This is a genomic window from Pseudohalioglobus sediminis (genome assembly GCF_008370495.1).
GTDB lineage: Bacteria > Pseudomonadota > Gammaproteobacteria > Pseudomonadales > Halieaceae > Halioglobus.
Map to the genome: position 1 here is coordinate 404,642 of NZ_VTUX01000001.1, position 20,789 is coordinate 425,430.

The 20,789-nt window shown below is 59.8% G+C and carries 22 protein-coding genes; 4 read left to right on the forward strand and 18 right to left on the reverse strand.

Annotated features, from left to right (window positions below):
• Positions 1-8: 8 nt before the first annotated feature.
• From F0M18_RS01770 to F0M18_RS01805, 8 genes are all read right to left on the reverse strand, one after another.
• Positions 9-329 carry a 2Fe-2S iron-sulfur cluster binding domain-containing protein gene (locus F0M18_RS01770; RefSeq protein ID WP_149609658.1) on the reverse strand — a complete coding sequence of 107 codons (321 nt, stop codon included), beginning with the start codon at positions 327-329 and terminating at the stop codon, positions 9-11.
• Positions 330-338: 9 nt separating this feature from the next.
• Positions 339-1,397: an NADH:ubiquinone reductase (Na(+)-transporting) subunit F gene (locus tag F0M18_RS01775; protein WP_149609659.1), complete on the reverse strand. Its 1,059-nt coding sequence runs from the start codon at positions 1,395-1,397 to the stop codon at positions 339-341.
• 13 nt (positions 1,398-1,410) lie between these two features.
• The gene (locus F0M18_RS01780; protein ID WP_149609660.1) at positions 1,411-1,773 is read right to left on the reverse strand and encodes a phenol hydroxylase subunit P4; all 363 of its coding nucleotides are present in this window, start codon (positions 1,771-1,773) and stop codon (positions 1,411-1,413) included.
• Between the two features lie 15 nt (positions 1,774-1,788).
• Complete coding sequence (locus F0M18_RS01785) at positions 1,789-3,321, reverse strand: aromatic/alkene/methane monooxygenase hydroxylase/oxygenase subunit alpha (protein WP_149609661.1); 1,533 nt, start codon at positions 3,319-3,321, stop codon at positions 1,789-1,791.
• 12 nt (positions 3,322-3,333) lie between these two features.
• Positions 3,334-3,603, reverse strand: a complete 270-nt coding sequence (locus tag F0M18_RS01790) for an MmoB/DmpM family protein (protein WP_149609662.1) — start codon at positions 3,601-3,603, stop codon at positions 3,334-3,336.
• 14 nt (positions 3,604-3,617) lie between these two features.
• The gene (locus F0M18_RS01795) at positions 3,618-4,598 is read right to left on the reverse strand and encodes an aromatic/alkene monooxygenase hydroxylase subunit beta (RefSeq protein ID WP_149609663.1); all 981 of its coding nucleotides are present in this window, start codon (positions 4,596-4,598) and stop codon (positions 3,618-3,620) included.
• A 23-nt stretch (positions 4,599-4,621) separates the two neighbouring features.
• A complete protein-coding gene (locus F0M18_RS01800) occupies positions 4,622-4,906 on the reverse strand; it encodes a phenol hydroxylase subunit (RefSeq protein ID WP_149609664.1) in 285 nt (94 codons plus the stop codon).
• 199 nt (positions 4,907-5,105) lie between these two features.
• Positions 5,106-6,755 (reverse strand): sigma-54-dependent Fis family transcriptional regulator, encoded by a 1,650-nt coding sequence (locus F0M18_RS01805; RefSeq protein WP_149609665.1) that lies wholly within the window; start codon positions 6,753-6,755, stop codon positions 5,106-5,108.
• A 198-nt stretch (positions 6,756-6,953) separates the two neighbouring features.
• On the opposite strand from F0M18_RS01805, the gene F0M18_RS01810 reads away from it, so the two are divergent.
• Entirely contained in the window at positions 6,954-8,642 is a 1,689-nt protein-coding gene (locus F0M18_RS01810) for an FAD-binding protein (protein ID WP_149609666.1), read from the forward strand.
• A 42-nt stretch (positions 8,643-8,684) separates the two neighbouring features.
• On the opposite strand, the gene F0M18_RS01815 is transcribed toward F0M18_RS01810, so the two are convergent.
• From F0M18_RS01815 to F0M18_RS01825, 3 genes are all read right to left on the reverse strand, one after another.
• Positions 8,685-9,518, reverse strand: coding sequence for an alpha/beta fold hydrolase (locus F0M18_RS01815; protein ID WP_149609667.1), 834 nt, complete (start codon positions 9,516-9,518; stop codon positions 8,685-8,687).
• Between the two features lie 106 nt (positions 9,519-9,624).
• Positions 9,625-10,815 carry an acyl-CoA dehydrogenase family protein gene (locus F0M18_RS01820; RefSeq protein WP_149609668.1) on the reverse strand — a complete coding sequence of 397 codons (1,191 nt, stop codon included), beginning with the start codon at positions 10,813-10,815 and terminating at the stop codon, positions 9,625-9,627.
• A 108-nt stretch (positions 10,816-10,923) separates the two neighbouring features.
• Positions 10,924-11,787, reverse strand: coding sequence for an SDR family NAD(P)-dependent oxidoreductase (locus F0M18_RS01825; protein ID WP_149609669.1), 864 nt, complete (start codon positions 11,785-11,787; stop codon positions 10,924-10,926).
• A gap of 114 nt (positions 11,788-11,901) precedes the next feature.
• Between F0M18_RS01825 and F0M18_RS01830 the strand changes: the two genes are divergently transcribed.
• Entirely contained in the window at positions 11,902-12,642 is a 741-nt protein-coding gene (locus F0M18_RS01830) for a trypsin-like serine peptidase (RefSeq protein WP_149609670.1), read from the forward strand.
• Here the strand turns inward: F0M18_RS01830 and trhO are convergent.
• From trhO to F0M18_RS01845, 3 genes are read right to left on the reverse strand one after another with little or no spacing between them, the layout of a single operon-like run.
• Positions 12,639-13,604 (reverse strand): oxygen-dependent tRNA uridine(34) hydroxylase TrhO, encoded by a 966-nt coding sequence (trhO, locus tag F0M18_RS01835; RefSeq protein ID WP_149609671.1) that lies wholly within the window; start codon positions 13,602-13,604, stop codon positions 12,639-12,641. The genes F0M18_RS01830 and trhO overlap by 4 nt on opposite strands.
• 6 nt (positions 13,605-13,610) lie before the next feature.
• The gene (locus F0M18_RS01840; protein ID WP_149609672.1) at positions 13,611-13,931 is read right to left on the reverse strand and encodes a BolA family protein; all 321 of its coding nucleotides are present in this window, start codon (positions 13,929-13,931) and stop codon (positions 13,611-13,613) included.
• Positions 13,932-13,966: 35 nt separating this feature from the next.
• Positions 13,967-15,001, reverse strand: a complete 1,035-nt coding sequence (locus F0M18_RS01845) for an AraC family transcriptional regulator (RefSeq protein ID WP_262500797.1) — start codon at positions 14,999-15,001, stop codon at positions 13,967-13,969.
• Between the two features lie 115 nt (positions 15,002-15,116).
• On the opposite strand from F0M18_RS01845, the gene F0M18_RS01850 reads away from it, so the two are divergent.
• Positions 15,117-15,929, forward strand: coding sequence for a hypothetical protein (locus F0M18_RS01850; RefSeq protein ID WP_149609673.1), 813 nt, complete (start codon positions 15,117-15,119; stop codon positions 15,927-15,929).
• Between the two features lie 17 nt (positions 15,930-15,946).
• Here the strand turns inward: F0M18_RS01850 and F0M18_RS01855 are convergent, their stop codons facing one another.
• Together F0M18_RS01855 and F0M18_RS01860 are read right to left on the reverse strand one after the other, a co-directional pair.
• Positions 15,947-17,317 carry a sensor histidine kinase gene (locus F0M18_RS01855; RefSeq protein WP_149609674.1) on the reverse strand — a complete coding sequence of 457 codons (1,371 nt, stop codon included), beginning with the start codon at positions 17,315-17,317 and terminating at the stop codon, positions 15,947-15,949.
• Entirely contained in the window at positions 17,318-18,001 is a 684-nt protein-coding gene (locus F0M18_RS01860) for a response regulator transcription factor (RefSeq protein WP_149609675.1), read from the reverse strand.
• 124 nt (positions 18,002-18,125) lie between these two features.
• Between F0M18_RS01860 and F0M18_RS01865 the strand changes: the two genes are divergently transcribed.
• Positions 18,126-18,584 (forward strand): RDD family protein, encoded by a 459-nt coding sequence (locus F0M18_RS01865; RefSeq protein ID WP_149609676.1) that lies wholly within the window; start codon positions 18,126-18,128, stop codon positions 18,582-18,584.
• A 4-nt stretch (positions 18,585-18,588) separates the two neighbouring features.
• On the opposite strand, the gene lptG is transcribed toward F0M18_RS01865, so the two are convergent.
• Together lptG and lptF are read right to left on the reverse strand one after the other, a co-directional pair.
• Entirely contained in the window at positions 18,589-19,650 is a 1,062-nt protein-coding gene (gene lptG / locus F0M18_RS01870) for an LPS export ABC transporter permease LptG (protein ID WP_149609677.1), read from the reverse strand.
• Entirely contained in the window at positions 19,637-20,746 is a 1,110-nt protein-coding gene (lptF, locus tag F0M18_RS01875; RefSeq protein WP_149609678.1) for an LPS export ABC transporter permease LptF, read from the reverse strand. The genes lptG and lptF overlap by 14 nt, the downstream gene beginning before the upstream one ends.
• Between the last annotated feature and the right edge of the window lie 43 nt (positions 20,747-20,789).

Here is a 20,789-nt window from a genome sequence, read left to right on the forward strand (position 1 = left end):
ATTCGATTTTATTCGCTATTTTTTTCAACTTGAACTCGCGGTGCGAGCTCAATCTCGAGGTCACTGGATGGATACACACGACAGGCCAGCGCAATACCCTCTGCCTGCTCCTGCTCCGTGACATGTTTTCGGCTCATCTTGCTGGCCTCGTAGTCACCCGAAACAATGCGTACACGGCAGACACCACAGCCTCCGCCCCGGCAACCCACCGGGATCAGTCTCAGCATCGGCATGCCGATACGATAGGCCTGCATACCCTGTAGCAGATGCTGATCGGCATTACAGGAAAAACGCTCATCCTCGCCAAGCACACTGATGGAATATTTCATGCCGGGCCGCTATATCTTCTTGAACAACGCGCTTTTGGTGTTACCCTCCGCTCCGTCCGCTGCGGTAAGAAAACGTTCCATATAGATATCGCGTTCAAACAACCGCCCCTGCATCAAGGCGGTAATGGCCGCGTCGATCATCGGCGGAGGCCCGCACAGATAAGCCTTGTGCCCGGCAAAGTGCCCACTGAAATGCTCGATAGCGGCTTCGTGGACATAACCGGCGAAGCCTTGCCAGTTGTCTTCGGGTAGCGGGTTGTCCAATGCCGGCACATAGGTAAAGTTTTCATATTCCTGAGCCAGTTGTTCAAACAGTTCGCGGTTGTACAACTCGGCCAGATTGCGCGCGCCCTGGAGCAAGGTGATCTTACGTGCATCCCCCTGCTCGAGAAGATCCAGCACCATGGACTGGGGGCTGGAAAGCCCGGAACCCCCGGCAATAAAAATCAGGTCTTCGGGTGCTGACTTGCGCGTAAAGAACTGGCCGTACGGACCAGACACAGACAGTTTCTCGCCAACCTGAAGTTGCTCATGGATATAGCCCGTACCAGCGCCTTCCGGGACGCGACGCACATGCAGGTCCAATACGGTATTTTCAGAAGGCTTGTTGGCAATCGAGAATGCCCTGGCACCTTCCACGCCGGGCAGGTTGAGGTTTATGTACTGCCCGGCCTGGAACTGTATCGGGTGGTCCAACTCAAAGCGGACGCCCTTGATTGTCGGCGAAAGATCCTCGATCGCCACGACAGTGGCCTCGAAATCCTCGATGGGGTAACCCAGAAAATCAGGATCCACATCAATATCCGCCTCGATCACCACGTCGCCCTCGGGGATAGCACAACAGGCCAGCACCTTGCCCTCGTCACGCTCCATGTCCATCAGCGCGAACGGCGAGGCGTCACCTATATCAACATCACCTTCAAGCACCTGCACCTTACAGGTACCGCATGTGCCATGCCCACACGCGAAGGGCAACCAGACACCCTGGCGTAGACTGGCGTCAAGAATGGTTTGCCCCTCTTCGACTTCTACCACATCGCCAGTGGGTTCTACGGTTACTTGATACATGTTCTACCCCTGTTCAGCTACCCGAGCCTTTGATGCCGTTAAGCCCCGGCGTGGTCATGCGGAGAATGGACTTGTGATCCACGCCCTGTTCAATCAGGTTCTTGTCCCGGTCAGGGGCGAACGGCTTGCCGTTCAGATGCCACTGGACGCGGTCCCATTCGATTTTCGCGAAGTCAGGATGCTGGCTAAACGCTCCAACGAGAACCTCATCCACCAGCTTGGAGAACGGTGTCTCCGGAGGCAGTGCGAAAGCCACAGGGGAGCAGAACATCAGGTGTCGGTCCCAGCCCACATAGACAACCTGGTTGCCATGAAAATTTTCCACGCGGTCCCGGCGTTCACCAACATAATCAGGAACGATTGCTGCTACTGTCATTGTTCAATACTCCTCTCAGCTTGCCTGCTTCAATTTGTCTTCTGCAGACGACAGGTTATGCCAGGCATTCCAGCGCTGCTCGTCCGGAGAGCCGTGAAAGTCCATGTTGTCGACCCCGAGGTTGATTTTGTAATATTCCCCCAGGACCTCTTCCATTTCTGCACCACCGCAGTTGCCCTGATAAATCTGATGCACTGGCAGCCAGGATTGCACGTACTTCTCTGGCTCGTAGTCGAAAATGTCCTTACAGCCATCAGAACAGAAGTTGTAACGCTCACCGTCGTATTCGGATTGACGGTAGAAGGTCGATGTTGGGTCCTCCATGTCCGTAAAGCCCATGGGTATCTGACAGGTCTGACAAAGCATGGGCAGGGTCGGGTTATAGAAGCGCTCTCCCGCCGCCTCCATTTCACGCCACTTTTCGAAACGCGGACGATAGTATTTGTCGAAGGTATCGGGGTACTTTTCGGAGAGCCAGTCCATTTCCTCCTCGGTTGGCATCCAGGTATGGAAGGCCGCCGCGTGTCCATAGTTGTAGAAGATGCTCCACGCCTGATGAGAAATGTGTTCCTTCTCGGCAATGGCGGTTTTCGCATAGGCAGGCATTTCAATACCGTAGCGCGCCAGGTCTTTGAATAGAGCGCCGCCGGCTTCCTCAAAATAGACTTCCCACGCCTCCTTCCAGGACATCACTTTGTTTGGAAGCATGTAGTCCATCATCATGGCCACCAAAGCCAGCATGCGTGTGCCGCGCCAGAACCACTTGTTGATCCAGCGCTGTACGATTGGCACGTTATCCGGATGCTGCTCGAGAAGGAACTTGATGATTTCCAGACCCAGGGTCATGTGGCGCGCCTCGTCCGACTGTGCCGAGAAACCAAAGGTCACGGTTGCCATATCACCGTTATAGGCAGCGCCTGACATAAACGGCACAAACAGCAGGTTCGTCAGCACATACTCAAATGAGAAGCCAATAGCCACCATGTATTCGAAGGGCCCCGCAGTACGGGCATCGTCGAAGAACGACTTGGGCACGGAGAGGTACCAAACCCTGTCGTGCATGTGGGAAAAGTCCTGAAAGCCATCGAAAAACTTGTTGTAGTGGCTCATCGCGTGGATCTGAGTCTGAACATGACGCAATTCATCTATGGCCTGCATCTGGCAGGCAACCCGCGCACCGACCCCCCCGAGTTGCCGACCCACGTGACCGAAACCCATCGCCGCCTGGTGCTCCCCGGGTGAGATACCCGTCAGGAAAAGCTTGATTGCGTTGACGTAACGCGCGTCAGTGACGTTCTGCTGGCCATTGTTCTGGGCAAACGCGTCAAGGATGGCGTAAAGCTTTTTCTCTTTCTCCGCCTGATATTTCCAGTAGGCGTCCATGGTCAAACGGAAAGGGTCTTCCCACTTGCTCCAGTCAGTGATCTTGATCCCCTCGAATTCTTCCATGGGGAAGATTTCCTTGTAATCACGATAGCTGTATTCCCATTCAAGATCGCGCGTCAGCAAACGATACTTTTCTTTCATATTGATCTTGCGATTGCTCATCTTGGCTTCTCCTTATTGCTTCCAGGTCAGGGAAAACTGGTCGTCATCTTCATCTACGTTCCCGCCCAACGTGATCAGGTTTACATGCAGCGCCTGGATCTCCCAATCCCTGCCCATTTTCTCTTCCACGGTTTCACGGTTGATAATCAGTTGCCCTTCATTTTCAATTCGAATCATCGCGGGCTGGTAGATCACCGTAGCTGACGGATTGTCTTCCTCGATGGCTTCCACGATGTAGTGCGATTCCTCGTTGTCCTGCAATGCTATATAGGCTTTCGACATTGTTTCTTACTCCCTTATAGCCCGGCCTTTGCCAGACGCTTATTCAAAACATCCACACTCGCGTTAATTGCGCCATCGCCCACGGCGATTTCAGCCAGAGGTGCCAAATCGGCAACTGCTTTTTCTTGCCAATCAGTAATCCAGCCAGCTATCGTTTCGCGGTTGTGCTCAGACTCGCCAACAGTGGTCTTGAGGGTCGCGTCCACCCAACGGGAGCTGTCCTTGTGCCACTCCTGCATGAACTCTGTCAGCATCGCCAGGTCTGAACCGCCCTGCTCCGTGATCGCTTCGTCGAATTGCCGGTACATGAGGTCATAGAGCAGCGTATCGAGCACAACGTCCTGGGCTATAAAGACTTCGAACCAGTCTTTCAGGCAAAGCGCGTTTTCAATGTAGCGACGAATGCCCTGCCATGCTGGGTCACTCATCCAGAACTCTTTGGCGGCGACCAGGTTCTCGGTGCTGTTTCCGCCCAACAACAAGCCGATGCGCGACAGGTACTGAGCGATGCCAAGGCGATCCATGCTCTGGTATAAGAAGCCCTGGTTAAGCACCGTCGCGGTGCCGTAGGAAAACGCGAACATATTATTCATGTTGGCACCCAACTCAGCGTGACGCAGAGGCACGAGGCAACGGATGATCTTGGCCTTCACTTCATCATTCATCCTATCGGCCAGGCCGCGCTTCTCAAAAAATGCATAGTTACTTTCAGTGACTTCCTGCAGCTTTGCTCGCGCCTGTACATAGGTGCCGTAGTAGTATTGGCGAGGATCCTTATGTACGTTCCAATCCTCCATCCTGACGGCAGTGCGACTCTGATCGAACAGCTCTTTTTCAGGCTGCCAAAGTGGCCTGTAGTGAAAGTTTTGCTCCGGCGCAATATCGTAGCTGGCTTCCTGATACCTCGAGGCAGGTTTATCACCAAAGCGGCGCTTGGTGTGTTCGAAGGTATGCCTGATTGGTTCCAGTGTTGCTGTCTTTATCTCTATGCTCATTGGACTACCTTTGGTTAGGGTTACTATTCCTGACGCTGATGATCTTCGCCGTATCGCCACTTCTCCATATCTGCATCCACAGCATCAGCCTGCTCCTGGGTCATGATTTCGACCCTGTTGTGCTTACAGAAGGCATCAAAGGCGGCTTTGGGAAGGACCAGTTCGACATAAAGTGATGGGTCGCCAATAGCGAAATCGAACTCGACAAACTTGTCGTCGAGCACGTCGCGAATACGGACGTAACGCTTTAGCGAATCGAAATTGGCTGCGACATCATTCGCTGCCGGATGTTTGTTTATCGGTACCATGAAATGGCTCCTGCGGCTCTTTTTCGTTATTTGCCAACGAACAGAAATGCAAGGGCCAGGCCAGATAAAATATTTATCTATATTTCAGGAGGTTATGGATATTCGAAGAAAACTTCCGGGAGAGGCCGGGCTATGGATTCATCATTTGATCAATGCCGGCGACCTGGAAATTCACCAAATAGTGAATGGGGGGGTAATTTCAGGATGACCTGCGCTTCTTCAACCGGTAGTCCAGCGTAGCCCGTGACAGGCCGAGTAATTTTGCAGCACGACTGACATTACCGTCGGCTTTTTTCAATGCCTGATTGATCAGAGCATCTTCCAGGATTGGCAACTCACAGCCCTGCTCGAGTAATTGCCCTACCAGTTTATCCAGACTGGAATCCATCGTCGCATTGCCTTCAGTCTCTGCGACCACGTTGGGGAAGAGGTGGGAAGCTTCGATCTGCCCACCGTTATCAGCCAGGATAATACCCCGCTCGATGATATTACCCAGTTCGCGGATATTGCCCGGCCAATGATACTCGCGCAGCATGGCCATGGCCCGGTCAGTGACACCCTGCAGCAGTTTGCCGTGCAAGCTTGAGTACTTCTCGACGAAATGTCTCGCCAACTCGGGCACGTCATCTATACGCTCGCGTAACGGAGGCACGGTTACGGAATAAACATTGAGCCGATAAAGCAGGTCTGCGCGGAAGCGCCCCTGTTTCACTGCGTCCTCGAGGTCTTCGTTGGTCGCTGCAACAAGGCGCACATCGACCTTGCGTGTTCGGGTGTCACCCACTCGCTCCAGCTCATTCTCCTGCAAGACTCGTAGCAGCGCGGCCTGCGCCTGAGGCGACAGTTCACCCACCTCGTCGAGAAACAGAGTGCCACCATGCGCGCGTTCAAAGCGCCCCGGGCGAGACTGATCCGCCCCCGTATAGGCGCCTTTTTCGACACCGAAGAGTTCTGCCTCGATCAGGTCCCTCGGAATTGCGGCACAGTTAACGGCGATGAATGGCTTGTCACGGCGCGGGGAACCCTCGTGCAGAGCCTTGGCAAACATATCCTTGCCGACACCCGTCTCGCCCAGCAACAGCACGGTGACCTTGCTCTCCGCCGCACGAGCCAACAACTGGCGTACATGCAGGAACTTGGCCGAGCAACCCACCAGATCCCCAAAACTCTGCTCGGCAGTAAGATTGTCACGCAACGCAGTAACCTGCGACTGCAGGGTAAACAACTGGTCAGCGATGCGATCCGGGCGATAGTATCTAAGCAACTCCTCAGCGTCGTCCCACTGCTCAGCGGGGCGACCTTCGATGCGGCAGACTTTTTCGCCGCAGCCCACACAACCCAGCTCCCGGAACAATATCTGCGTACCGGTAAATCGGGTAGTAAAGCCGCTGGCATAGCCGATCTGGGACCAGCACACCGGTTCAAAACTGACACCGTACTCGGCAAGAAAAATTTCAGCCTCAAAAGAGTGCTGCCATTCAAAGACGCCCCGGAAATAATCGCTTTCTTCATCGGCTTCCAGGCTTACCGGCACAACCTTTACTTGCCCCGTGACCATATGCGACTGCGGACCGACGGAAAATGCTTCGAACATCGTAGCGTCGGGGCGCAGACGCCTGGCAGTATCCGCGTCCCGCATTCCTGCGACATAGCCTATACGTATAAGCAGTCCCTTGGCACGGTCAACACCCAGTGACTCAATCAACTCCTTGCGCAGCGCCTGCATTTCGCTGCTGCGCAGAAGCACCATGCGCTCCTCCTCCAACCAGATACGCCCTTCCTCTGGTTCGAAACGCAGCAATTTTTGCAGGTCATCTATTGCCGGCAGTTCAGGTAGTTTCTGGCTCATACTGTTTTATTATCTTTCTACTTACGGTTATTGCCCGCACGACCCGAAGGGCGCGAAGACTTTCTCAGATAGAACACGTTACACCCACTCGACCCTGAAGACAAAACCCCGCGCTTCCCCTTGATCTGGAACAGCCCGTCTACGTGTCAATCAGCATAACATTGGCGTACGAGGTAAGTTTCCCAAGGAGGGTAGCCGATGTTCAGCAAAATACAGTCCGCCTGGCGCAAGCTGGCAACTGGTGCGGCCGCGATCGAGCCGCCGCTCGCCATCGAATCGCTGGACAGCCAGCACTGGGACAAAACCGTTGATGTTGCCGTCATCGGTTTCGGCGGAGCTGGCGCTGCGGCGGCCATCGAGGCGCGGGACCAGGGTGCCGAGGTAGCGGTGATAGATCGCTTCAACGGGGGCGGTTCGACCAGAATTTCCGGTGGCATCTACTACGCCGGGGGCGGCACCGGCATCCAGCAACAGGCCGGTGTCGAGGACAGCCCGGACAATATGTTCCGCTACCTGCGCCACGAGACCGGGGGCGCCGTCAGTGCCGACACCCTGCGCAGGTTCTGTGATGACAGCCCGCGCAACCTCTACTGGCTGATGCAGCAGGGGGTGCCCTTTGACGCCAGCCTGTGCCCTTTCAAGACCTCCTACCCCTCCAACAGCTACTACCTGTACTACTCCGGCAACGAGGCTTTCGCGCCCTATAGCGAAGATGCCTCACCCGCCCCGCGCGGCCACCGCGCCCACGGCAAGGGCGTATCCGGGGCCGTGTTTTTCGGGCCACTGGCAACAGCCGCCCGCGCCCGCGGTATCCACATCATGACCCAGCATCGGGCCACGGGCCTGGTTACCGACAGCGATGGGCGCGCGGTCGGTGTGCGGCTGCGCCGCTTTGCCACAGGTTCTCTCGCAGGCTGGCTGCACCGCCACCTCTACTCGCTGCTGATCTTCGGTCGCTACGGCGCGATGTATCTGCCTGCAATCACCGTTGTCCTGCGCGCAATGCTGGAGAAACTGGAAGTGCGATACGGCAAAGAATTTTTCCTGCGCGCCAGGCGCGGCATCGTCATCAGCACCGGGGGGTTCTTCTACAACCGCGACATGGTCGCGCAATATGCGCCGGAGCACTTGCCGGGCATGCCCCTGGGCACGATAGGTGACGACGGCAGCGGCATCCTGCTTGGCACCAGCGTGAACGCCGCGACGACGCGAATGGGCAACGTCAGCCAGTGGCGTTTTATCAACCCACCAGAATCTTTCGTGCGCGGTGTGCTGGTGGATAGCCAGGGCAGGCGATTCTGCAACGAGATGTACTACGGGGCCCAACTCAACCAGCAGATCATGGAAAAGGCCGGGGGCGAGGCCTGGCTGATACTGGACAAGTCACTGGCCAAGCGGGCCCTGCGCCAAATCGGCCCGCGCCGCGCGATGTGGTTCCAGGCCGCCAGCGCCTTGCTGTACCTGTTTATCGCCCGCAAACGCGCATCCACGCTGGAGGAACTGGCGGGCAAACTGGGCATGCCCGCGGAGACGCTGGCGCAGACGGTGCAGGAATACAACGCGCTTTCCCACGAGGGCACGGCGGACCCTCTGGGCAAACCCGCGGATCATCTCGCCGTGTTGCAGCGGGGTCCCTGGTACGCCCTTGACTGTCGCGTGGCCGGCGCGGTGCGCAACCCGTCCATTACGCTGGGTGGCCTGCGAGTGGATGAATCGACCGGCGCGGTGCTGGATGACAACGCTGAGGCCATCGCCGGGCTGTATGCGGCAGGACGCGCCGCAGAAGGCGTGGCGTCGGCAAGCTATGTCAGCGGCCTGTCCCTGGCGGACTGTATTTTTACCGGCCGGCGCGCCGGGCGCCATGCTGCTGGCCAGCCAGCGGATTAATCAACGCCCGGCAGTGAGGGCACAGACGGGTAGCCCGCTGCGCTAACCGTGCTCGAGGAAATCGATGCAGGCGCGATTGAACATGCCCTCGTGCTCCACCATCACCCAGTGACCGCACTCGTTGACCAGGATGGTGCGCAAATGCGGAATGCCCTTGACCATCTTCATCAGGCCGCTCTCCGGCATCATCTGTTCGTCCATACCCCAGAAACCGAGGCAGGGGCATGCGATTTTGTGCAACTGGTCGACGAGGTTGGGCACCTGCATGGTCGCCATCACGTGACCGTTCATGATCTGCATGACCTGCATGCGCTCCGCCACCAGTTCATCCGTGGCGTGGGCGGGATCAAACATCAGGCCGGTGGCGAAGAGATCCTTCATCACCTCGGGTGTCACCGGCTCACCGGAACCGAACACCTTGAACACTTTCTGCATACCGGGCATGGCCTGGTACTCAGGCAGGTCACTCAGGCCACCGGGGGCCATGAGCACCATCTTCTCCACCAGTTCAGGATAATCCAGGGCCAGGCCCAGTGCGACAGCACCGCCGAGGGAGTTACCTACCAGTGTGCACTGGTCGACGCCGGCGCAGTCAAGTGTCTGCTTGATACACTCCACGAAAAAGGACAGCGGGTGGTCCACATCGTCGGGCTTGTCGGAGAAGCCATAGCCGATGTGGTCGGGAATGATGCAACGGTAGCCCGCCTCCACCAGCGCCGGGTAGTTGCCCTTGAAATTACTGTAACCGCTGGCGCCCGGGCCGGAGCCGTGCAGGAACACCACCACCTCGCCCTCGCCTTCATCCAGGTAGTGAATCTTGTAGCCGTTGGCGCAGTTGGCATAGTTGCCTTCGGGTAACAGGCCGATCATTCCCATTGTCTTTATTCCGCGTTGCCCAGGGTTTACTGCAATGGCGGTGGCGGGCCTTCGCCGCACCGCCGCGACCCGCGCACTGAGCTGTGTGCGCGGGGCTTATGCGCGTTCAGATAGCGTAGTCCACGTTTTCCTCGCCGAACATCACGCCGCCCATATTCTTGGCAAACGGCGCCGAGTGGTTGGCCACGTGCGCCTGGCTGCAGAGGATGTCCAGGTGATAGTCCAGCAGTTCACTGCCATGGCGCACGCCGCCGCTGCCAGATGCCTTGAGCATACGGCTGGTGAGTGCCAGGCAGCGATCGGCCACCACGGCTGAGTCGTAGCGGTAGCGCACGCGATCGGGCACGGGAATCTCCTCACCGGCGCGGCATTTATCCATCATGGCATCGAAGTTGCGCACCATTGTCAGCTTCATTTCCTCGATTTCAGAGCGCGCCTCGGCCGCCAGTTGCCTCGCGGCAGGATCGTCCTTCATCTTGGCCGGGCCCACCTGGCGGGTTTTGGCCACGTCGATATAGGCCTGCAGGGCACCCTCACACGCACCCAGCGAAGCGGTGCACACGGCGCGCACGAACACCTGCATAAAGGGCATGTGGTAGAGCGGCGCATCGTTGACGGCATTGCCGGGGTTTTGGCACAGGAAACCGTCCATGGACTTGTGGGTGCGATGCTCCGGCACGAACACGTCATCGACAACAATGTCATGGCTGCCGGTTCCCTGCAGGCCGACCACGTCCCAGTTGTCGACGATTTCATAGTCTTCTATCGGCACCAGGAATGTGCGGTAGTTGGCCATGTCGAAGGGGGCTTCCGGGGTCGGCACCACGGCACCCAGGAAGGCCCACTTACAGTGCTCGGAGCCGCTGGAGAAACTCCAGCGACCGCTGAGCCGGAAACCGCCGTCGACGACTTTGACCTTGCCCACCGGCGCGTATGAAGACGAAATCAACACCGTGGGATCATCGGCCCAGACGTCCTGGGCCGCCTGGTCATCGAATACCGCCAACTGCCAGTTGTGCACGGCAATCACGCCCAGTATCCAGGCGCTGGAGGGACAGAAGCGCGCGACCTCGAAGCCGACCATGTAGAAGACCTGCGGGTCCATGGCGTAGCCGCCCCACTGCTCCGGCTGCAATATCTTGAAAAACCCGGCCTTGTGAAAATCAGCCACCGTAGCTTCGGGTACGCGGCGCTCTGCCTTGCATTGCGCCCTGCGCGCGACCAGGTCGGGCCCCATGGCGCGGGCCGCTGCTATCAATTCCTGTGCTCTGGGGGATTCGAGACCGTACTCATTCATGTGATCACCTGTTGCCTTGCTGTCATTGTTGTTATGTCGCGCCTGGCGCGACCAGGCTCTATTGAAACCGGGAAGGGCGCTGGCATCATCCTTCATTTGGGTTATGTACTACTCAACCACGGCATCGCCAAAGGTTGTCGGGGCACCGAAGAAGGCGCGGTGCGAAGGCGGCTGGCGGCCGTCCACATCGACAATTCCGTAGGCTTCAGCCAGCTCCGCGCCGACCCATACCTTGCCGCTGCGCGCCATGCGCTCACTGTCACGGTGCAGCGCATCGATCACGCGGCCGGTGAATTGCGGGCTTTCGCAGGTCTCAGCCAGGTCTGCATACATCTCCGGTTCTGCCTCAAACACCAGGCGGGTGCGTTCAGTGAGCAAGAGGCCCATCCAGATGGAAACCACAGCCACGTTATAGGGGCGGAAGTCCACGGCCATGTCGTGCGCCATCTTGTCCACCGCCGCCTTGCCGGCGCCGTACGCGGGGCCGTGCATGTAAATGCGTCCGCCGAACGATGAGGTATTGACCACCAGCGCCTGTTCACTGGCCAGCAGCAGGGGCGCGGCGTACCAGGTCGCGGCATAGTGTGATCGCATGCCCACGTTCCAGATATCGGTAAGTTCCAGGGGCTTTTCCCAGAACGGGCCCTTCTGGGTCAGGGCGTCGTGCAGGCTGGTGGCGTTATTGACCAGTATGTCCACCCTGCCCTGTTCTTCCTGGATCTGCCGGAAAATCGCCTGCACCTGTTGATCGTCTGCATGATCGCAGTACAGGGGAATGCCGACGCCGCCGGCGGCAGTCACCGCCTCGGCGGTCGCGGCAACCGTGCCCGGCAATGGCGCATCGCCCTCGTTGCGACTGCGGCCGGTGACATACACTGTGTCACCCGCGGCACCCAGCGCCAGCGCGATACCCTTGCCGGCCCCGCGACTGGCGCCGGTGACGACGGCCACCCTGCTGTTGTGTTCGCCCATGGCTATGCTCCCTCCAGATTGCCGGCCTTACATCCTACGGGCTGATGACGGCGCGCGCGAACACGATTACCATGCGTGCTGGTCACATAATTAACCCAGGTTGGACTTTTCGGTATGAGACGCGGCGCAATCCTGCTGGCTGCAGTGTGCACACTTGTGGGCTTACTATCCGCCAGGAGTACCTGGGCTGAACCCCGGCAGGCCTACCATGGGGATGCGCCGCAATGGTTGCGCGCCGTGGGCAAGTTGCATGTTCCCGGCGTCACCTATCGCGATGGCTACAGCAGGCACCAGCAGGAAAACTGCAGCGGCACGCTGGTGTCCAGCGCCGGCAGCGACCGCGCCGACACCGTTATCACCGCCTGGCACTGCCTGGAGTTCTACCGCGACCTGTCGCGACCCATCACCTTCACACTGCTACTGGCCGACGGCGAGCGCATCGCCCGCGAGGCACACCGCCTGGCCGACGGCGGCGGCATGTATGCGGACTGGGCGGTGCTGCGCCTGCAACGTGCGGTTGATGTTGCCGATGTCCCCGCCCTGATCCCGCACCCTGCACGCGCGGATCCAGCGCGCGCGGTCACCATGGCCGGCTACTCTGGCGATCCCGGGCTGGGCCGGCATGGTGAAGCACTCACCTTTCATGCCGGTTGCCGTATCACCCGTCAACAGCGGGGCGAGAGTGAGAGCGATTGCAGCGCCTACAAAGGCGCTTCAGGTGGTGCCGTGGTACAGGTCTCGGCAACGGGGGAGGCCTACTTCAGTGGTGTTATCTCGCGGGGCGACGGCGAACGCGTCAGCCTGTTTGTGCCGGTCTCGGGCTTTCGCGGCCCGCTCAACCGGTTTCTGAACTAGGGCTTGTTCACACTAACTGAGTTAGCCCCGGGTTTGCGCTGGCGTTCCGGCGCCGGCGCGCCCACGTGGCGCTCGCCCCGGGCTGCCGCCAGTTCCATCTGCTTCTGGCGCTCGCTGAAACGCTCGATCTGCTCCGCGCTCAAGCTGTCGTGGCAATGCGGGCAGCACACGCCCTTGCGATACAGCGGTGACAGCTTGTCTTCCTCCGTGATCGGCATACGACAGCCATAGCACTGGTCGTACTGTCCCTTCTCCAGGCGATGGTTCACCGCGACCCGGTTGTCGAACACGAAGCACTCACCCTCCCAGGTGCTGTCCTTCTCGGGCACTTCCTCCAGGTACTTGAGGATGCCGCCCTGCAGGTGATACACCTCCTCGAAGCCCTCCTGCAACATGAAAGCGGAGGCCTTTTCACAGCGGATACCGCCGGTGCAGAACATGGCGACCTTTTTTTGCCTGGCGGGATCGAGATTCTCGCGCACGTAGCCGGGAAAATCGCGAAAGCTGGTGGTGTGCGGGTCCACGGCGCCGCGGAAACTGCCGATACTGCACTCATAATCGTTGCGCGTGTCGATGAGCAGCACATCGGGGTCGTTCACGAGGGCATTCCAGTCCTGCGGTGCCACGTAGGTGCCCACCACCTTGTTGGGGTCAATGTCCTCCACGCCCATGGTGACGATTTCCCGCTTGAGTTTCACTTTCATGCGGTAAAACGGCATGGATTCGTCGAAGGATTCCTTGTGTTCCAGCGCCGCCAGCCGCGGGTCGGCCCGCAGGTAGTCGAGCACCCGGTCGATCCCCTCCCTGCTGCCCGCTATGGTGCCGTTGATACCCTCCTGCGCCAGCAGCAGGGTGCCCTTGACACCGGCGTCCCGGCAGACGTCCAGCAACGGCTCGCGCAGGGCGCGATAATCCTCCAGGGTGACGAAGCGATACAGTGCGGCTACAACGATTTCAGACATGCCAGCTCAGGCCTCCGCTTTCGAGCCGCCGAGGCAATCCGGGGAGTCGGGAGCACCCTGCTGCCGCGCGGACCACTCATCACCGGTATAGGTATGCAACGCCAGTGCATGCACCGGACCGGCCAGTTGTTCGGCCAGCGCCGCATAAACCAGCTGGTGGCGGGCGACCTTGCGCTTGCCATCGAATACCGCACTGACCAGCACCACCTTGAAATGCGTCTCCGAGTTCGGCGGCACGCTGTGCATGTGACTCTCGTTGACGACCTCAAGGTGTGCAGGGTCAAACTGCTGCTCGAGTGTCTGCTGTATCTGCTGCTGCACCTGCATTCATCTACCTCCTGTTGTGCACTGCGATTATACGCCTAGTCACGGCGTAATTCCGCGCGAAACTGCCCGGGGGTCTGCCCCGTCCACTTCTTGAAGGAGCGGTGGAAGGCGCTGGGATCGGTGAAACCGAGCTGCAGGGCGACCTCGTTAATAGACAGGTCGCGGCGATTCAGGCACAGCTTGGCGGCCTCGCAGCGAGCGTGATCTTTTAGCTGCTGGAAGGTGGTGCCTTCGCGCTTGAGTCGGCGGCGCAGGGTCGGGGCAGACATATTCAGTGCGCTGCTGATCACCTCAAAACCGGGAAAGCCCTCGCTGAAGTCATGCCCGATCATGGCCTTGACCTGGGCCGACAGGTTGTTGCTGTCGGGGTCGTTGTCCATCAGCAGTAACTGATAGGGCGCGGTGCGTAGAAACGCTTCCAGTGAATACTGCGTGTGTACGATCGGCCATACCAGGCACTCACTGTCGAAGTACAGCAAATCCATGGACTGATTGAAATATATCGGGCAGCGGAACAGCGCCTCGTATTTCTCGGGCTTATCCGGCGGTTCCCCGGTAAAATCCACGCGCTGCAGTTCAATCGGCCTGCCACAGAGCCAGCCAAAGAAACGGTGCCAGACCGACAGGCCATAGGCATCGGCAACGTCAACCTGCGGCCGACTGGTGCGGTCCATGGTGCGGTAGCCAACGCGTGCAAACTGTTCACTGAAATTGGTGTACAGCTGGCTTTTCTCATCGAAAAACGTGCGATAGAACTCGGATGTGCGCCGGATAGCCTGCCCCAGGTTCTCACAGGAGATCACGCAATAACACATCATGCGAAACGCCCCCGGTGCCACCAGGTCGCTGCCGGTCACGCCGAAGGTCTTATCCTGCAACAGGCTCAATACGTGCTGGTACACGCGCGAGTACTGCATGGCACTGACCTCGCTGCGGTAACCGGGTGCGGACTCATCCAGGGGATCAAAATCCAGCCCCGCCTCGGCCAGTACAGCGGAAAAATCGTAGCCCCGGTCACCTACCATCTTCAGCAGGGTGCGCATAAATCGGGTGGGGACACGGTCGCTCATCATTCACCTGGCAGTTAATTGAGCGGGGCATAGTAACAGACTCACCCGGTCTGCAAACAAGACCACCGCTGCCATTCAGCGTATACTGGCCCAGAGCCGAAATGGGAGAAACGCCATGGGATCGCGCTATAACATCTATTATGCGGGCGAGGTACTGCCAGGGCACAACCAGGCAACAGTGCGGGAACAGTTGCGCAAGCTGTTCAAAGCCAGCGATGCGGTGCTGGACAAGCTGTTCAGTGGCAGCGAACAGCTGGTAAAGCGGGAGTGTGACAAGACCACCGCGCTGAAATACAAACAGGCGATGGAGCAAGCCGGCGCGCAACCGGTGATCAAGGTGGTGCGCGATGACAGCACCGCGCCGGCAGCGCCCTCACCTGAACCGGCGCCAGAGCGCAAGCTGACCATGGCCGAGCGCGTGGCCGCACTGGCCTCGGCACCCGATGTGGGCCTCAACGCGGCGGAGCAGGCGCAGGCGGCAGAACCGGAAATCGATGAAGAGACCGGCTGGCAGCTGGAACCGGTGGGCGCGGATATTCTCCGGCCCGAGGAGCGGCGCCAGCCAATCGTGGCCGCCATCGACATCTCCGCACTGGACCTGGCAGCCGATACCGGCAACCTGGCTCCGGAGCGCCCACCGGCGCCGGCGGCGCCGGCAACAGATCACCTGAGCATGGGCGCAGTGGGCGACAGTATCCCTACCCTGCCCTCTGACCAGCCCCCACTGCAACCGGATACCAGCTTAATCGCGCTGTCCCCAGAGGGCACCGACTTCGCCGACTGCGCGCCTCCCGAACCGGCGCCACCGCCGGTAGACCTGTCGAGCATGGACCTGGCGCCTGAAGGCAGCGATGTGCTGGAAGAAAAGTACCGCAACAAGCCGGCGCCCGCAGCCCCGGGAACAGATCATATTTCGCTGCAGGAATAGCGCGGGCAGCACTGCACTCAAGCCAGCTCGATAAGCACCCGCAACCCCGGCTGGTTGTCTTCCAGGTCCACAGTGCCGCCGTGGTAATGTGCAATCGCCTGGGCCATGCTCAGGCCCAGGCCGTGACCGGGCAGGGCCGAACGACTTGGTTCCACACGGTAGAAGCGCCGAAACACATCCTTCCAGTGCTCAGCAGATATGCCGGGGCCGCTATCGGCAATGACGATGCGATGGCCCGCCCGCGCGCTGTTGCGCTCGAGGCTGACAGACACCAAACCCGAAGCCGGGGTGTACTTGATGGCATTGTCCAGCACGTTGGCAAACAGCTGGAACAACAGGTCGGCCTCCCCGAGGCAGTGGGCGCTGGGCAGGGTTGCCAACTGCAGGTCAATGGACTTTTCCTGGGCCAGGGGCTCATACAGTTCCACCACGTCCCTGAGCAACTGCCCCAGGTCCACCTCCGTCTCACCGCTGAAACGGCTGCCCGCCTCCAGTGCGCTGATCCGCAGCACGGCATTGAACGATGCCAGCAGGGCGTCACAATCGGCGATCAGGTCCTCCACCCGGTTGGCATCCTGCTCGGACAAATCGTGCGCCAGCTGGCTAAGCTGGTTCCGCAGCCGCGCCAGTGGTGTACGCAGGTCGTGGGCGATGTTGTCGGAGACACTGCGCACGCCGTGCATCAGGGCTTCAATCTGGTCCAGCATGCGATTGATCACCCCGGCCAGTTCCCGCACCTGCCCCTTTTCCGCGTCAGCGTCGATGCGCTGTGAGGGGTCGCCGCGCACGATCCGCGACATCTCCCTGCCCAGCCACTCGAAGCGCTGCAGGCTGCGGGCAGCGGCGAAATACCCCCCCACCAGGCCAAGCACAATGGTGACCAGCATGGTGCGCACCAGCGTGTGCAGCACCAGCCGTCCCTGGGCTACCGCCTGTTCAAAACTGCGTGCCACCACCACGCGGTAGTCCTCTCCCAGGGCTACCTCCCGGGCCAGGAATTCCACATCTACGGATTCACCCCATTCCAGCAGGGCCAGCTCAAACCCCAGCCAGCCGCCATCGAATTCCCGGTAAGCCGACGCCTGCGGCAAATCCCCGGCGAGCTTGGTACCCTCGACATCGGTGACCAGGTAGTAGAAGTGATCGGCGATACTGATCTTGCCCTGGTCTTCGACGTACTGCCGCACACCGGGCAGTCCCTGCCCATCGTAGATAAGCTGCAGTGTCTCCTCCTCGTCGACGATGCTCTGTGACAGCTCGGAGAAATAGTTGTAGCTGTAGATGGAGTACATACCCACCACCACCAGGAATACTGTGGCGCTGAGCACCAGCAGGTAGCGGGCGATGTAACGGAAGGTAAGGCTGCTGATAACCTTGTGCGCCTGCACTCAGTCCTCCCCGGCACCCAGGCGGTAACCGGCGCCGCGAACGGTGGCCAGCAACGGTGTGGCGAAATCCTTGTCGATCTTCTGGCGCAAGCGGGATATGTGCACATCAATCACGTTGGTCTGCGGGTCGAAGTTGTAACCCCAGACATGCTGCAGCAGCATGGCCCGGGTCACGACCTGCCCGGCGTGACGCATCAGGTACTCCAGCAGTTTGTACTCCCGTGGCTGCAGCGGTATCAGCTGCCCGTCGCGCACTACCCGCTGCTGCAACAGGTCCATCACCATATCCGCCACCTGCAGCGACGTGGCCACCTCGCTGCTGCTGGTCGCGCGCCGGTGCAATACCTGCAGGCGCGCCAGCAACTCGTCCATGGAAAAGGGTTTGGCCAGGTAGTCATCGGCGCCGCTGTGCAGCCCCTGCACCCTGTCGTCGACCTCCCCGAGGGCGCTGAGCACCAGCACGGGTGTGGTTTTGCCGGCCTGGCGCAGGTCACGGATCAGGGTCAGGCCATCACGGCCCGGCAACATGCGATCCACCACCCAGACGTCAAAGGTCTCATTGCAGGCAGTCGCATAGCCCTGGTCACCGTTGTCGCAGCGCGTAAGGCCACAGCCTGCACGCACCAGCTCGGCGCCGATAAACTCGGCAACGGCGTCGTCATCCTCGACCAGCAGTATGTTCATGGCAGGGCTCATATAACGCGGCAATGTAGCATGTGCCCCCTCGCTGCAGAAGCCGCCTGAGGGCGATACCCGGGTTCATTACCAATCCTTAATCAGCAGGCATTTGATGATAAACTCCGCGACCATGAACACAACGCCAGAAAAACTGCCCTCCCCGTCCCTGCTGCGGCACCTGATCTCCATGGTTTACGATGGCCTGCTGGTCATCGCGCTGATTTTCGTGGTGTACGCCATCGCCCTGGGTATTGTGGTGAAGGCCAGCGGGGGCGAACAGGAAGTGCTCAATCCGCACCTGGGCCAGGCGCTGATAGTATTCAGCCTGGTGGCTTTCTACAGTGCATTCTGGATGAAAGACGGCCAGACGCTGGGTATGCAGGCGTGGCGCATCAAGCTGGTGGCCAGTGATGGCGGCAAGCTGCGCTGGCACCAGGCCATCATCCGCTGCGCCGCAGCGGCCCTTTCCGCAGGCTGCCTGGGTATGGGGTATTTATGGAAGCTGGTGGACCGCAACCAGCGCTACTGGCATGACTACCTCAGCGGCACTGAACTGATCCTGCTGCCCAAGAGCAGTCGCGACAAATAGTGGCTCAGCGCGCCCGCGCCAACAACAGCATACCGAACAACAGGCACACCAGTATGGGCACCAGCGCCGCGTAAATCGGCGGGAACCCGAACACCAGACTGGCCGGCCCCAGCAGGTCCTGGCTGGTGCGAAAGACAATACCCACGATCACGCCGGAGAAAATACGGAACCCCATGGTGCCCTCACGCAAGGGCCCGAAGATGAAGGAAATCGCCACCAGCACCAGGCCGCCGATCGCCGCGGGTTGCAGCACCTTGCGCCAGAGGGCCAGCTGGTAGTCCTCGGAGTCAAGGCCCTGCAATTGCAGGTAGCGACTGTAGCGATACAGGTCCGCCAGCCGCAGCTGGTCCGGCTCCATTACCTCGAGGGTTAACAGTTCCGGCGTAATGCCGGTGTCCCAGCGCATGGTCTCGTAGGTTTCGCGGGTCGTCTGCCAGCTGCTGAACCGGGTCTGCACCACCTCTTCCATGACCCAGTAGTCGCCCTCGAAAGTGGCGCGCCGGGCGCGCAGTGACGACACCATGCGCAACTTCGCATCAAACTGCAGCAGGGTGATGCCGTGAACCACACCCTCGGCCTCGAGGGCATTGAAATGCAGGAAAGTATCACCCTCGCGGTTCCACAGACCGTGGCGGCCGGCGAAGCTCTCCCCCGGGTTCTGCGCCAGGGCGCGCTGGGTTTCGGCCCACTGGTCTGTTTTCGGGGCCACGAACTCGCCCAGCAGGAAACCGAGCACGGCTATCAATAACGCGGGTTTCATCGCCATCCACACCAGCCGGCCAATGGACACGCCCGCCGCGCGCATGACCACCAGTTCACTGGAGCTGGCTAGCTGCCCCAGGCCGAGCATACAGCCGATCAGGCCGGCGAAAGGTATGTACTCGTAGAACCGGCCCGGCAGTGTCAGCAGGATGTACAGGCTGACCTGGACGAAGCTGTAGGTCTCGGAAATGTTGTCGGCCTCATCAATGAATGCGGCGATGGCATCGAGGCCCACGATGACCACCAGCACCAGGGCGATAGCCGCGAACACGGTCCAGCCCACGTAGCGGTCAAGCTTGCGCACTGAGGTATCTCCTGTGCTTGAGTCGGCCGCGTACCGACGGGCCGTAAAGCATCGCCAGCGCAACCACCAGGAACAGCAGGTGCACCCCCCACATGCCCAGTACGCTGCCCTCGCCCTCGGCCACCGCCGAGCGCGCATTGGCCAGCAGCATGAGGTAACCGAGGTATACCAGGAACGCCGGGGCCATCTTGATATAACGCCCGCGGCGGTGATCAGTGCGGCTCATGCACATGGCAATCAGGGCCACGATCGGCACCATGACCGGTATGGAAAGCCGCCAGTGCAGTGCCGCCCTGTCTTCCGGCAGGTCCGACAGCAGCAGCTTTTGCGTGGAACGCCCATCCACCGGGTCCGCTGTGCGGATACCCCCTTCGGGCTCGGGAATCAGCTCCCCGAAACGTTCGAATCGCACCGTGCGGTAGTCCAGGTCACCGGGGTAGCCGTCGTAGCGGTAGCCGTTACGCAACTCGAGGTAACGCGCCGCGGTGGCAGTATCGAATTTGACCTCCCCCTCCTCGGCCACCGTCACCTGCATACGCAGGTTGCCGTCATCGTCACGCTGCCCCTGGGACAGGAACACCGAGCGCATCACGCCGTCTGAGGTGATGGTCTGCGCATAGCTCACGGTATTGTTACTGCGTCGCGTCTGGAAACGCCCGGCCGCAACCGCATTCAGGCCCTGCGAGGACTCGGGCGCATGCAGCAGGGCATCGGAGCGCGCGGCGCCCAGCGGCGATATCCACAGGCTGAGGAAGCCGACCAGCAACATCACCACCGCGGCCGGGGCCAGGGTGTAGGCGGCGAGGCGGCCGGGGCTCAGCCCGGTAGCGGTGAGAATCACCATTTCGCTTTCCACGTACAGGCGCCCATAGGACATGAGAATGCCGATGAACAGGCCCAGGGGCACAATCAATTCAAGGAAGCCGGGTAGGCGGTACAGCATGACCGGCAGCAGGATATCCGCCGCCAGGTCACCGACTGCAGCCTCGGCCAGGTACTTGACGAAACGCCCGCTGATGATGATCACCAGCAAGACAAAACTCACTGCCACTGTATGCAGGAGTACGTCGCGAGCGAGATAGCCGAGAATTTTCATGCCTGGCCTGGAGCGGATGCTGTGTTTTCGGTTGGGTTTGACT

Bases quoted from the DNA above. Each gene is read 5' to 3' on its own strand.
- F0M18_RS01825 (WP_149609669.1), bottom strand. From the start codon at position 11,787: ATGGGCGAACACAACAGCAGGGTGGCCGTCGTCACCGGCGCCAGTCGC.
- F0M18_RS01860 (WP_149609675.1), bottom strand. From the start codon at position 18,001: ATGAACATACTGCTGGTCGAGGATGACGACGCCGTTGCCGAGTTTATC.
- F0M18_RS01775 (WP_149609659.1), bottom strand. From the start codon at position 1,397: ATGTATCAAGTAACCGTAGAACCCACTGGCGATGTGGTAGAAGTCGAA.
- F0M18_RS01805 (WP_149609665.1), bottom strand. From the start codon at position 6,755: ATGAGCCAGAAACTACCTGAACTGCCGGCAATAGATGACCTGCAAAAA.
- F0M18_RS01845 (WP_262500797.1), bottom strand. From the start codon at position 15,001: ATGAGCGACCGTGTCCCCACCCGATTTATGCGCACCCTGCTGAAGATG.
- F0M18_RS01800 (WP_149609664.1), bottom strand. From the start codon at position 4,906: ATGGTACCGATAAACAAACATCCGGCAGCGAATGATGTCGCAGCCAAT.
- F0M18_RS01820 (WP_149609668.1), bottom strand. From the start codon at position 10,815: ATGAATGAGTACGGTCTCGAATCCCCCAGAGCACAGGAATTGATAGCA.
- F0M18_RS01830 (WP_149609670.1), top strand. From the start codon at position 11,902: ATGAGACGCGGCGCAATCCTGCTGGCTGCAGTGTGCACACTTGTGGGC.
- F0M18_RS01795 (WP_149609663.1), bottom strand. From the start codon at position 4,598: ATGAGCATAGAGATAAAGACAGCAACACTGGAACCAATCAGGCATACC.
- F0M18_RS01840 (WP_149609672.1), bottom strand. From the start codon at position 13,931: ATGCAGGTGCAGCAGCAGATACAGCAGACACTCGAGCAGCAGTTTGAC.
- trhO (WP_149609671.1), bottom strand. From the start codon at position 13,604: ATGTCTGAAATCGTTGTAGCCGCACTGTATCGCTTCGTCACCCTGGAG.
- lptF (WP_149609678.1), bottom strand. From the start codon at position 20,746: ATGAAAATTCTCGGCTATCTCGCTCGCGACGTACTCCTGCATACAGTG.
- F0M18_RS01865 (WP_149609676.1), top strand. From the start codon at position 18,126: ATGAACACAACGCCAGAAAAACTGCCCTCCCCGTCCCTGCTGCGGCAC.
- F0M18_RS01810 (WP_149609666.1), top strand. From the start codon at position 6,954: ATGTTCAGCAAAATACAGTCCGCCTGGCGCAAGCTGGCAACTGGTGCG.
- F0M18_RS01850 (WP_149609673.1), top strand. From the start codon at position 15,117: ATGGGATCGCGCTATAACATCTATTATGCGGGCGAGGTACTGCCAGGG.
- F0M18_RS01770 (WP_149609658.1), bottom strand. From the start codon at position 329: ATGAAATATTCCATCAGTGTGCTTGGCGAGGATGAGCGTTTTTCCTGT.
- F0M18_RS01780 (WP_149609660.1), bottom strand. From the start codon at position 1,773: ATGACAGTAGCAGCAATCGTTCCTGATTATGTTGGTGAACGCCGGGAC.
- F0M18_RS01790 (WP_149609662.1), bottom strand. From the start codon at position 3,603: ATGTCGAAAGCCTATATAGCATTGCAGGACAACGAGGAATCGCACTAC.
- F0M18_RS01815 (WP_149609667.1), bottom strand. From the start codon at position 9,518: ATGGGAATGATCGGCCTGTTACCCGAAGGCAACTATGCCAACTGCGCC.
- F0M18_RS01785 (WP_149609661.1), bottom strand. From the start codon at position 3,321: ATGAGCAATCGCAAGATCAATATGAAAGAAAAGTATCGTTTGCTGACG.